The following is a 12,078-nucleotide window of genomic DNA, read 5'->3' as shown; positions in this document are numbered from 1 at the left end:
GGGGGTTGGACATGTCCGCGCCTAGTGGATTGATACCGCTTCAACCGGGCGACCGGGCGCCGAACCTGATACTCGACGCCATTACCCAGGAAGGCAAGATTGCGCTTGACGACTTTCGCGGGCAAAAACCGGTGCTGGTCGGCCTGTTTCGAGGTCTGCATTGTGCGTTTTGCCGGCGCCACATCGCCGCCCAGGCGCGGCTCGATCCAGAGCTGCGCGAAAAGGGCGTGGAGAGCCTGACGGTGGTCAACACGCCGATCGAACGGGCGCGTCTCTATTTCCGCTACCATCCGATGCCGAATCTGCTCGCTGCCTCCGACCCGGAACGCGCTTCACACCGTGCTTTTGGGCTTCCCAATCTCGAATTCACCCAAAACGAGACGAACTGGCCGTACAAGGTATCGATGGCAGCGGCACAGGATATGCGGGTCGACATACCCGGCGAATTGCCCGGTCCCATGGATCCTATGACGGCCAGCGCAATCCTTGACAAGAAGGACCACTACGAACTGACCGAAGCCGACGAGCAGATGATCGCAACGGGACACGGACAACTGATCGGTCAGTTCCTGCTGGACCGGCAGGGAATCGTCCGCTGGAGTTTCACGGAGGTTCCAGAGGGTGGGCGATACATGTTTGGGGCGCCAAACCCGAAGGAACTGATGTCAGCCGTGTCGCAAGTCGCCCAATAATGAACTGACACGTTCACCGTTCATTCGAGCACGGCCTCGACAGTGGCAATAAAGTCATCGAGCGAGCGGTCGCCGCGAATCTCGATGCGCGGAAGGTCGATGAGATCGCTATCGAGGTCCGCCGGCCCGTGCCTGCGGCCGAAGCCTACTCGATAGCCGCACTCCCTGGCCAGCCGGCCAAGCCGTCGGTCGGTGACGGAGAAGGGTGCCGCGAACGCCCTGGTTGGCCGGCCGGTCCAGCGTTCGATGAACAGACGAGAGCGCAGGAGCTCGGCGGCCAGGTCAGCGCTCGACAGACCATCGATGGCGCGATGCGTCGCCATGTGGCTGCCGAAGAAGGCGCCTTCGGCAGCGAGGCGTCGCACCGTCCCGGCGCCCATAAGCGGCGTCGGCGGACCGATGTCGGTGTCCCACTGTGCACTTTCGCCCACCAGGTCCGTCACCAGGAACACTTCCGCGGTCAGGTCGTTGGCGCGCAAGATCGGCCAGGCATGGTCGGCGAAGTTCTGGAAGCCGTCATCGAAGGTGATGAGCACCGGGCGGCCAACGAAAGGCTGACGGTTGGCGATGAATGCTTCCAGCTGCTCGGAGCCAATGGCGTGAAAGCCATTGGCGCGCACCCATGCCATCTGGCTGGCGAATGCGGCGGGCGTGAGCCGAAAACGAGCGAGCGCGGCCGGACCTTCATCGGCAACGCCGTGATACATGAGGACAGGGATATGCCGGCGCTGCTCGTTACGTGCGACGTCGCGGCGCAAGGCTCGCGCCCCACCCCAGACGATATTTCGCGCGACACCGATTTCGATGGGCGCGCGGATCGGCACATGATCGATCACCGTGTCCGTCGCCACCTCGTCCGGCGACAGGCGGCGGAAGCGGTCTATCCGGTAGAGTTCGGTCTGGATCGATTGCTCGAGCACGAGGCCTTCGGTCGCTGCCAGCGTCTCGGAGATCGCCTGGGCACCGAATGTGTTCCAGTCGAAGCCCGTCTTTTCGACATTGTCACGCAGCACGAATGCGTGTGCGCTGATGAAACTACCGCCAGGCGCCAACGCCTCGGCAAATTTCTTGGCGATGCGCCGCAACTCGGCGAGATCGTCCAGATAGTAGAGCACCTCCGAACAGACGATCAGATCCATCTCACCCGGCAGCGTGTCGGCAGCGAAATCGAGTACGCCGAACTCGACATTCGCCTGATTGTTGCATCGGGCGCGGGCTCGCTCGATGGCTATAGCGGAGATGTCGGTTGCGGTCAGATGGCCCACGCGCGGCGCCAGCTGCCGCGTGAAATGGCCCTCCGCACAGGCCAATTCAAGCGCCCGGCCGATGGGACCGGCAGGCAGGATCTCGATCTGCCGCTCATATTTTTCCTGCTCATAGAGCGAGCTGTAGTTCCAGGGATCCTCGGTCGCGAAATAGCTGTTCCAGAACGCCGTGCGATCCTTGTCGTGCTTGTCCGCGACCCGTGCGCGGCGCGGCGTAACAGGCTCTGACGGTTCAGCGTTCGACCGAACCAGGTCATGCGCCTGTGCGGCCAATTGCGCGAGTTTGCCGAAGTGGCTGTCCTGATCGGGCTCGCTTCCCGCCATGGCAAACGATACCTCGGCTGCAGGCGTGTTTGACGTGGTCGCGCCGGCGCCCTTTTGCGGTGCAGGCGATCCTCCCGCAAGCCGCTCAGCAGGCACTACATCCAGGATCAATTCAATCCAATGATCGCTCGTCACCGTCCCGAGTGCACCGAACTGCACTACAGCCTCGATCCGGCCATCCAGCACCAGATGGGCATAGATCTGATCGATGCCTTCCGGCAGTTCGGTCGCGGTCGGATTGCGAGCGTCGACGCGAATTCCGAGCGTTCGCGCCAGCCTGCGCGGCGTGGCAAGATCGTCGGGTTCGAGAAGCATTTGCTCAAGCTGGTACTGGACGCGGCGAGCCGCTGCGGGATTGTCCCAGATCTTGCCGAGTTCGATGATCAACGCGGTGGTTGCGCTGCCGAACCTCGCCCATCCGGCAGCCAATTGCGCCGGCACCGACAGGCTTCCTGCCATGAGGCCATCGAAGATTACCTTGGCAATCTCATGCGCCCACTTGCGTCCCGCCGGGAGTGCGCGCAGGGGCTGCGGGTCGATCAAGCGCGAGCCTGAGCCGCATTCGGACGCGGCGTTCCGCAACGCCAGCCAAGCAAGCGCTTCGGATGCGGTGCCGCCTTTCGCCGAAATTGAACCCGAGGGATTGTGCGCCACGCCGTCTTACCTGCGCCTGGTTCTGAGGGAGAACAAGTGTCCCGCAACGCGCTTACATCGCCGGTCTGGAAAAAGCAAAAGGCGCCCCGAAAGGCGCCTCTTCATCGCTTGATTCCCCTTGAGGAAACTGGAGCGGGTGAAGCGATTCGAACGCTCGACCCCAACCTTGGCAAGGTTGTGCTCTACCCCTGAGCTACACCCGCTCACACGGCCCTCGGGGCCGCAAGCCGGGCCTATATGGCTGAAGAGCGCGGCGATTGCAACAGGGAAATGACGGGCTTTTTGGTCGCGGCAAATCGTCTGGCCACAGCATCCGGGCCGGGCATGGTGGTTCATGGACCTCGCGCATGACGGTCTTGTCTCGGTGGCATCATTGGCCGTAAACGGCTTTGCCCGAAGGCCAGACAGACAGCGAAGACCAACTGGGGAAGATCATGCCGAAGACCGAAGCCGAGCTTTTCGCCTTTCTTGCCGATCTCGGCATATCAGTGTCGACCGTGCGCCATCCGCCGCTCTATACGGTGGCCGATTCGCAGTCGCTGCGCGGCGAGATACCGGGCGGGCACACGAAAAATCTGTTTCTCAAGGACAAGAAGGACAATTTCTTCCTGGTCAGCGTCGGCGAGGAGGCGGTCGTCGACCTGAAGCAGATTCACACGATCATCGGCGCCGCCGGCCGGGTGTCGTTCGGCAAGCCGGAGATGCTGATGGAACTGCTCGGCGTCATCCCGGGCGCCGTCACCGTGTTCGGGCTGATCAACGACACCGAAAGACGGGTCAAGGTGGCGCTCGACCAGGATTTGATGGCACATGCGACAGTCAACGCGCATCCGCTGACCAATGAGGCGACGACGTCAATCGCGTCCGCGGACCTCATCAGATTCGTCGAGGCAACCGGACATGATGCTGCTATCTTGAAAGTCTCGGCTTGATCGCCACATGGATGGCGAAAACTGACCTCTAGTTAAGGACGTCGCGCTGCTCCGCTGGGCGCGACCGGAAGGGCGACGACATGAGCGACAACAACAATCCGTTTGGCGGCCAATTCGGCGGCAATTCGGGCCAATACACCACTTCCGCGCAATATGGCGGCGCCGAGCCGGCCAAGTCGGCACTTGGCTCGACACCCGGCGCAGCACCTGCCGCTGGCGAGCTGATCAAGGACACCACGACCGCCACTTTCGCCGCCGACGTTATCCAGGATTCGCGCAAACAGCCGGTACTGGTCGATTTCTGGGCGCCGTGGTGCGGGCCCTGCAAGCAGCTCACGCCGCTTCTGGAAAAGGCGATCAAGGCCGCCGGCGGCAAGGTCAAGCTGGTCAAGATGAACATTGACGATCATCCCTCGATCGCCGGCCAGCTCGGCATCCAATCGATCCCGGCGGTCATCGCCTTCAAGGACGGCCAGCCTGTCGACGGCTTCATGGGCGCCATCCCCGAGAGCCAGATTGCCGAGTTCATCACCAAGGTCGGCGGCAAGGGCAATGGCGCGCCGCCGGTGGCCGAAGCACTGGCCGCGGCGGCGGAAGCGCATGCGGCGGGCGATGCGCAGACCGCAGCCGACATTTACGACGCCATCCTGGCGCAAGCGCCGGAGACGATCGAGGCGATTGCCGGGCTGGGCGAGCTTCTGTTCGAGGCCGGCGACAGCGACGGCGCCGAGGCGCTGCTGGCAACGGCGCCGGAGGCCAAGAAAAATGCGCCGGCACTTGCCGCGCTGCGTGCCAAGATGACGCTGGCTGCAGAAGCGGCAGCACTTGGCAATCCAGCTGAATTCGAGCAGCGACTGGCCGCCAATCCCGGCGACCACCAGGCGCGTTTCGACCTCGCCATGATCCAGAACGCCAGGGGCGAGCGCCATGCGGCGGCCGACAATCTTCTGGCGATTATAAAAGCCGACCGGACGTGGAACGAGGACGGCGCCAGGGCGCAGCTGCTGAAACTGTTCGAGGCCTGGGGCATGACCGACGAGGCGACGCTGGCGGCACGGCGCAAATTGTCGTCGCTGCTGTTTTCCTGAGCCGTTTGCCGGCCAAATTGCCGGGGCGTGGCTGTCGGGCCTTGCGGTCGGCGGCCGCCGCGCCAGATTAGGCCGATAACATCGCGCCCGAAGCGGGTCGGAGGAGTGAAGGTGCAGGTCGGAAACGCATTTTACCGGGTCGGCAAGGATCTGCCGGCAACCATTCCGGTGTTTCCGCTTGCCGGCGCGCTGCTGCTGCCGGGCGGGCGCATGCCGCTCAACATTTTCGAGCCGCGCTATCTGCAGATGGTGGATGAGGCGATCGTCGGCGCGCGGCTGATCGGCATCGTCCAGCCCAGCCTCAATGGCGCGTTGCGCGCCGACGGCGAGCCGGAACTGTGCAATGTCGGCTGCGCCGGGCGCATCATCTCGATGGCCGAGAGCGGCGACGGCCGCTATCTGATTTCGCTGCAGGGCGTCTGCCGTTTCCGCATCACCAGCGAATTGCCGGTGAAGACGCCGTTCCGGCAATGCAAGCTGGCGCCGTTCCTCACCGATCTCGCCGAAGACCAGGCGGCAAGCGAGATCGACCGGCCGGCGCTGTTGAAAGCGTTTCGCGCCTATCTGCAGGCCAACGATCTCGAAGCCGATTGGGAAAGCGTCAGCCGCGCCGAGAACACCATGCTGGTCAATGCGCTGTCGATGATGGCGCCCTACGGACCGGCCGAGAAACAGGCGCTGCTGGAGGCGCCCGACCTGAAAGCCCGCGCGGAGACGCTGATCGCGATCACCGAAATGGCGCTGGCGCGCGAGAATGAGGACTTTGGCTCCAGCCTGCAATAGGGCTGAGCCGATGGCTGAAGGGGGATCCAATGGCTGCGGATGGGCGTGACGGCAAGTCGGTCAATGTCGATCCAAAATTGCTGGAGCTGCTGGCCTGCCCGCTGACCAAGGGGCCGCTGGCCTGGGACCCGGTGCGCGGCGAGTTGATCTCGCGGCTTGCCAAGCTCGCTTATCCCGTGCGCGACGGCATCCCGATCATGCTGCCCTCGGAGGCGCGGACTATTTCGGCGGAAGACGTGCTGTCGCCGCCGCGATTGGGTGGGCCGGGCTGAAGGGCCGGGGGTGGTTCAAACGGACCTCAGCCTAAGAAGCCATTCTGTTGGCGATCCTTCGCGCCCCCCTCTGCCCTTGCCGGCATTAATGTCATGGGCTCCCGACCGCCCTGCACTTGCCTACTGAAAATTCCGCCCCTTGGGCATGACCCTTTCAGCTTTGTCCGAGAGGGTGGCAATGTCGGGCCGGGCAGCCGGCGTCATCTCTTCCAGCAGCACCGTCAGCCACGGCGTCAAATCCTCGATCTTTTCGGCGACGATGTGGATGACGTCGGATTCCGACTGCAGCTTGCCGGTGACCTTGACGAAGCGCGCGCCCATGACGATGGGCCGGAAACGGGTAAAGGTCCGCTCCCAGAAAATGACGTTGGCGACGGCCTTGTCGTCTTCCAGCGTCAGGAAGATCGCATTGCCCTTGCCGGGCCGCTGCCGCACCAGCACCAGGCCGGCGACCGAGACCCGCCTGCCGTCGCGCACCGAGCCGAGATTGGCATTGGGAATGACGCCGGCGCGGTCGAGCCGCTCGCGCAGGAAGGCGACCGGATGCGCCTTCAGCGACAGGCCGAGCGCGCGGTAGTCGTGGATGACGTGCTCGCCGAGCGGCATTGTCGGCAGTTTTGTCTCGGGCTCGAGTTCGCGCAACCGGATCGCCGGCTGGTCGAACAGCGGCAGCCGTTCGGCGGCGCTCTTGCCATCCAGCGCGCGCACCGCCCACAAGGCTTCACGACGATCGAGGCCGAGCGAGCGGAAGGCGTCAGCCTGCGCCAGTCTTTCGATTTCGCCGACATCGAGGCCCGAGCGCAGCCACACATCCCTGACGCTTGTATAGCCGGCGCCGCGCCGCGCGGTGAAAGCTTCCATACGCTTCTCGGCCAAGCCCTTGATCTGACGGAAGCCAAGCCGGACGGCGTACCGGGTCTTGATGACACCGCGCATTTCGGCATGGCGCCCCAGGATGCGGCCCGGATCGAATTGGGCTTTCTCCAGGGTGCAGTCCCAGTCGGAAAAATTGACGTCGACGTCGCGGATATCGACGCCATGGTCGCGCGCGTCGCGCACCAGCTGGGCCGGCTGGTAAAACCCCATCGGCTGCGAATTCAGGATCGCGGCGCAGAACACGTCGGGATAAAAGGTCTTGAACCAGCAGGAGGCATAGACGAGCAAAGCGAAGGAGGCGGCGTGGCTTTCGGGAAAGCCGTATTCGCCGAAGCCTTCGATCTGCTTGAAGCAGCGCTCGGCGAAGTCCTTGGTGTATCCCTTGCCGACCATGCCGTCGATCATGCGCTGGCGGTAATTGCCGATGGTGCCGGTGCGCTTGAAGGTGGCCATGGCGCGGCGTAGTTCGTCGGCTTCGCCGGGTTTGAAACCACCGGCGACGATTGCAATATTCATCGCCTGTTCCTGAAACAGCGGCACGCCGAGTGTCTTCTTGAGAATAGCCTCCAGCTCCGGCTTTTGATATTCAGCCGCTTCCTTGCCCTGCCGACGGCGCAGATAGGGGTGCACCATGTCGCCCTGGATCGGGCCGGGCCGCACGATCGCCACCTCGATGACCAAGTCGTAGAATTCGCGCGGGCGTAGACGCGGCAGCATCGACATCTGCGCGCGCGATTCGATCTGGAAGACGCCGAGCGTGTCGGCGCGGCAGATCATGTCGTACACGTCGTTCTCTTCCGGCGGCAGGGTGGCCAGCACATAGGGTCGGCCGTAATCATCCCGGGCCTTCGGATAATGGTCGGTGAGCAAGGTGAAGGCGCGCTTCAGGCAGGTCAGCATGCCAAGCGCTAGAATATCCACCTTCAGGATCTTCACCGCGTCGAGATCGTCCTTATCCCACTCGACCATCTTGCGCGCCTCCATCGCCGTCTTGACGATGGGGACGATCTCGTCGAGCCGGTCGCGGGTAATGACGAAGCCGCCGACATGCTGCGACAGATGCCGGGGAAAGCCCATGATCTCGTTGGCGTGGGCGATCACGTGACGGGTCGAGGTCTCGTTGCGGTCGAGGCCGCCGGCATGCGCCTCCTTCTCGCCGAGCTCCGAGGTCGACCAGCCCCAGATCGAACTGGAGAGCGCAATGCGGACATCGTCCGACAGGCCCATGGCCTTGGCCACCTCGCGCAGCGCCGAGCGGCCGCGATAGCTGATGACGGCGGCCGCCAGCGCGGTGCGCTTGGCGCTGTATTTGGAGTAGATGTACTGGATCACCTCCTCGCGCCGCTCATGCTCGAAATCGACGTCGATGTCGGGCGGCTCGTTGCGCTCCTCGGAAATGAAGCGCTCGAACAACGTGTCGATGCGCTCGGGGCCGACCTCGGTGATGCCGATGCAGTAGCAGACGATCGAGTTGGCGGCCGAGCCTCTGCCCTGGCACAGAATGCCCTCATTGCGGGCGAACTGGACGATGTCGTAAACGGTCAGGAAATAGCGCGCATAATTCAGACGCTCGATCAGAGCGAGCTCCTCACTGATGCGCTGCAAGACGGAAGCGGGGACGCCCGCCGGATAGCGCGTGGCGGCCCCCTCCCTGGCCAGACGCTCTAGCTCGGCCTGCGGCCCAAGCCCTGATTGCGTCGGCTCGTCGGGATAATTGTACTGGAGGTCGCTGAGCGAGAAGGTCAGTTCGCCGGCAAAGCGCAGCGTCTCGGCCAGCGCCCGTGGATGGCGGCGGAAGAGACGGGCCATTTCCAGCGGCGGCTTCAGATGGCGCTCGGCGTTGGCCGTCAGCTCCAGCCCGACCTCGGCGACCGGCAAATTGAGGCGGATGGCGGTGAGCACATCTTGCAGCGAGCGGCGCTCGGCGCTGTGATAAAGCACGTCGTTGGTCGCCATCAGCGGCACGCCGGCGATGTCCGCCATGCCCGCCGCCTGCTCGATGCGGAAACGGTCATTGCCGCGATAATCCGGCGCCATGCCTAGCCGCAAATTAGCGCCGAAACGGTCTTTCAGTTGACGGACCAATGCCAGGGGATCGTCGGCATTCGCCGAGAGATCCGGCAGCACCGCCAGCGACATCAGGTCGCCCCATTCGAGCAGGTCGCTGCGCTGGAGAAGGGTCGCGCCCTTCTCGTTTTCATCGCGCAAATTGGCTTGCGTCAGCATGCGGCAGAGATGGCCCCAGCCCTTGCGGTTCTGCGGATAGGCGAGAATGTCCGGCGTGCCGTCGCCGAACACCAGGCGGCAACCGGGGTGATAGGCGAGCTTCTCGACCTTGGCCTGCTGCCAGGCGCGCACGACGCCGGCCACCGTGTTGCGGTCTGCCAGTCCGATCGAGGAAAAGCCGAGGAATTTGGCCGCCACCACCAGCTCCTCCGGCTTGGAGGCGCCGCGCAGGAAGGAGAAGTTCGACTGGATGCCGAATTCCGCATAGGGGATGACGGTCAGCGCATTCATGCGAAGACCCCATGCATGAACCAGCGCGGCGGCAGCTGCGGGTTGCCATAGAGGCCTTGCCGGTAGAGCCAGTAGCGGCGGCCTTCGGCATCCTCGATCCGGAAATAGTCACGCGTCGATGTGACCGGATCGCTTGACGTTTCACGCCACCATTCCGGTGCGATGCGCTCCGGCCCTTCGGCACGCGCGACCCGGTAGAGCGCGCGGCGCCAGCGGAAATTCATCGGCGGCCCCTCCGGCATTTCGGTGGCCGGCACCTCGATCGGCTCGGGCGAACGGAACAGCCGGATCGGCCGTTCCGGCGGGAAGATGGTTGCGCGCGGCGCGTCTTTCGAGCCGGGCTTCCTGGGCGGTGTTTTGCGTTGTGGCGCTTCCGAGAACGGGATGGTGGCGACGGCGCGCTCCGGCAGATGGCTCTCGAGGGCGACCGGCTTCAGCACCGCACTGTCCCCGAGCCTGGCGCGGATGCGGTCGGCAAAGAGTGCCATGTCGGCGTCGTCATCCTCGGCCTCGCCGGTCAAATCGGCTTGCTGCATGTCGAAGTCGGCGGCCGCCAGCACCGAAAGCCGAACCAGGTCGAAGCCGTAGCCGGCATCGATGTCCTGTTCGAGCGCGGCCAGCCGCTCATGGAACAGGCGCTGGATCAGCTTCGGTTCGCGCAGCGGACGCGAGGTGCCGACAGCGATGCGGCTGACGGCGCCGTCGACGCGAAACAACAGCAGCGCCAGCATCCTTGCGCCTTCGCCGCGGCGTTCGAGATCGGCCTTCAGCGTCACCGCCAGCAAGAGCACCAGCCGTTCGATCTCGGCGGTCAGCACGACCGGCTCGGCCAGGTGGCGTTCGACTGAAAGGGGCGCCACCGGCAGGCGCGGCGATACCGCCTCGTCGAGGCGGCCGAGCGCCTGGTCAAGACGCAACAGCAAGGTCGCGCCGAAACGGCGGGCGAGCGGCGCGCGCGGCGCTGCCATGACCGCGCCGGCGGTGCGCAGACCGACGCTTTCCAGGCTGGCGCGGATATCGGCCTCGATGCGCAGTGCGGCCAGCGGCAAGGGGGCGAGCAGCGCTTCTTCCTCGCCGGAGACAACGATGCGGTCGCCGCAAAAGCGCGCTGCCGCCCAGGCTGCACCCGGCGTCGCGGCCAACCCGGCGCGGACATCGAAACCCTGCTGGAAAAACCGCGCAAGGATGTCGTCCAGCATGGCGCGCTCGCCGCCGAACAGGTGGGTACAGCCGGTGACGTCGAGATAAAGCCCGTCGACGCCGTCAAGCGCCACCAGCGGCGTATAGCGGTCGCACCAGTCGGCGAGGCCTTCGAGCAGCCGGCGGTCGGCCTCCGGATCGGCCTCGACAATGTCGATCGAGGGATGCATGGCACGGGCGTCGGCAATGCCCATGCCAGGCTTCAGATGCAGCGCCTCAGCCCGCTCGTCGAGGGCCGATATGCGCTGGGCGTTGCGGTCGCGATGGCTGATCACGAGCGGTGGGTGAGATGGCGGCAGATGATCCGAAGGCCGGGAACGCCACGACCGTCCCAGGCGCTGGCGCAGGATCCGTTCGGCCGCCAGATGCGGGAACCACAGCGACAGAATTCTCTGCCCGTTTTTCGCGGGGCTTTCTTTCTTCGAATGCGTGTTCATCGGGGTTCCACTCCAGTGTGAATTGTCCAGGCAGAGCGGTGCGGCTCTTGCCGATGCTGACGGTGAAGGCAGGCCGGCCGATCGAGCCGGCGAGCGACCCGGCGATCGTCCGGCGGCTCGCCGCTGGTGCAGCCGACACGATGAGGCGCACCGGGGCGGCGGTCGGCTCGGCTTCGCCGGCCTGGCGCAGCAGGAACACCGGCCGGCCGGCGTTTTGGGCGCGCGCGTGCAGCCGGCGCGTCGCGGTGAGGTCGAGCCGCTGCGGGCTGCCACGGATTTCGAGGATGATTGCGGCGAGCGCCGTCATCTTCGCGGCCTCCTCGGCTACCCACAGCGCATCGGTGAGTTTCGGCGCCTCGGAAAACAGCAATTGCTCCGGTGCGAGACCGAACATGCCCTGCAATCCCCTGGCATAGGGAAAGCCGGCCTCGCGAAAAATCTCCGATGTGCCGATCCACAGCACGGGCAAGGGCTGGCCCTTGAGGATCAGGCTGACAAGCGACAGCACAAAACCGGCGACGGCCCCGGCATTGCGGGTCTCAAGGCCATGGATTTCGCTCAAGGCGGCTTTCGGAAGGCCGCCGCTCAGCGCCGCATCGAGGCGCTCGACGCCGGTGGCCAGGAAAGCATCCGGCGAAGCCACGGCAAGCCCGCGCCGGATGATGGTGACATCGGCATCGGGTTCAGGCGCGGCGTCGAGACCGCCGCCAGGACCCGCGCGCAGCCCCTCGCCAGCCGGCGCGGCCAGGCGCTCGGGCAGCGTTCCCTCGATCTTCGCGATCTGGCGGCGCAGGGCAAAAACAGTCTCCCGCGCCACGGCTGATGTCGCCATGACGGTCAATTTCTCTCACAATTGTTCCTGTTATGTTCCTATAGATTCCAGAGGGTGCCGGAAGAGTCAAGCGGAGTCAGAAGGAATTTATTCCTTGATCAAAGGTAGCGAGCCAACCTTAGGCTTTGGTCGCAGTCATTCGGTGCAAAGAAACAGTCATTGGCCAGGTACCCGTCCATTTGCCGAGTCCGGAGGGAAAGCCTATA

Annotated in this window: 9 protein-coding genes and 1 tRNA gene; 5 read left to right on the top strand and 5 right to left on the bottom strand. The window is 64.5% G+C overall.

Translation table 11 applies throughout. The features are described from left to right. The first annotated feature begins 11 nt into the window (after positions 1 to 11). A complete protein-coding gene (locus X756_RS148825; RefSeq protein ID WP_023730290.1) occupies positions 12 to 692 on the top strand; it encodes a redoxin domain-containing protein in 681 nt (226 codons plus the stop codon). A 20-nt stretch (positions 693 to 712) separates the two neighbouring features. Here X756_RS148825 and X756_RS148830 read toward each other — a convergent pair whose 3' ends face one another. Beyond that, on the bottom strand, positions 713 to 2,935 hold the full coding sequence (locus tag X756_RS148830; protein ID WP_023730289.1) for an SAM-dependent methyltransferase: 2,223 nt from the start codon (positions 2,933 to 2,935) through the stop codon (positions 713 to 715). 128 nt (positions 2,936 to 3,063) lie between these two features. Continuing rightward, positions 3,064 to 3,138 (bottom strand) — tRNA-Gly (locus X756_RS148835). 231 nt (positions 3,139 to 3,369) lie between these two features. Here X756_RS148835 and X756_RS148840 point away from each other — a divergent pair. From X756_RS148840 to X756_RS148855, 4 genes are all read left to right on the top strand, one after another. After that, positions 3,370 to 3,867, top strand: a complete 498-nt coding sequence (locus tag X756_RS148840) for a prolyl-tRNA synthetase associated domain-containing protein (protein ID WP_023730288.1) — start codon at positions 3,370 to 3,372, stop codon at positions 3,865 to 3,867. A gap of 80 nt (positions 3,868 to 3,947) precedes the next feature. Beyond that, positions 3,948 to 4,955, top strand: coding sequence for a thioredoxin (gene trxA, locus X756_RS148845; protein WP_023730287.1), 1,008 nt, complete (start codon positions 3,948 to 3,950; stop codon positions 4,953 to 4,955). Between the two features lie 111 nt (positions 4,956 to 5,066). After that, positions 5,067 to 5,738: an LON peptidase substrate-binding domain-containing protein gene (locus X756_RS148850; protein WP_023730286.1), complete on the top strand. Its 672-nt coding sequence runs from the start codon at positions 5,067 to 5,069 to the stop codon at positions 5,736 to 5,738. Positions 5,739 to 5,767: 29 nt separating this feature from the next. Then, positions 5,768 to 6,010 (top strand): Trm112 family protein, encoded by a 243-nt coding sequence (locus X756_RS148855; RefSeq protein WP_023672122.1) that lies wholly within the window; start codon positions 5,768 to 5,770, stop codon positions 6,008 to 6,010. A 120-nt stretch (positions 6,011 to 6,130) separates the two neighbouring features. Here the strand turns inward: X756_RS148855 and X756_RS148860 are convergent, their stop codons facing one another. The 3 genes from X756_RS148860 to X756_RS1000000169935 are packed head-to-tail and all read right to left on the bottom strand — an operon-like array spanning position 6,131 to position 11,872. Beyond that, on the bottom strand, positions 6,131 to 9,403 hold the full coding sequence (locus X756_RS148860; protein ID WP_023730285.1) for an error-prone DNA polymerase: 3,273 nt from the start codon (positions 9,401 to 9,403) through the stop codon (positions 6,131 to 6,133). Next, complete coding sequence (locus X756_RS148865; protein WP_023730284.1) at positions 9,400 to 10,878, bottom strand: DUF6504 family protein; 1,479 nt, start codon at positions 10,876 to 10,878, stop codon at positions 9,400 to 9,402. The genes X756_RS148860 and X756_RS148865 overlap by 4 nt, the downstream gene beginning before the upstream one ends. After that, the gene (locus X756_RS1000000169935; protein WP_023730283.1) at positions 10,820 to 11,872 is read right to left on the bottom strand and encodes a hypothetical protein; all 1,053 of its coding nucleotides are present in this window, start codon (positions 11,870 to 11,872) and stop codon (positions 10,820 to 10,822) included. Before X756_RS1000000169935 ends, X756_RS148865 begins: the two co-directional genes overlap by 59 nt. Positions 11,873 to 12,078: the final 206 nt, after the last annotated feature.

Origin of the sequence: Mesorhizobium sp. LNJC405B00 (genome assembly GCF_000502615.1) — a bacterium.
Lineage (GTDB): Bacteria > Pseudomonadota > Alphaproteobacteria > Rhizobiales > Rhizobiaceae > Mesorhizobium.
Note: the sequence above shows the minus strand (reverse complement) of the source record. Positions and strands in the feature narration are given on the sequence as shown.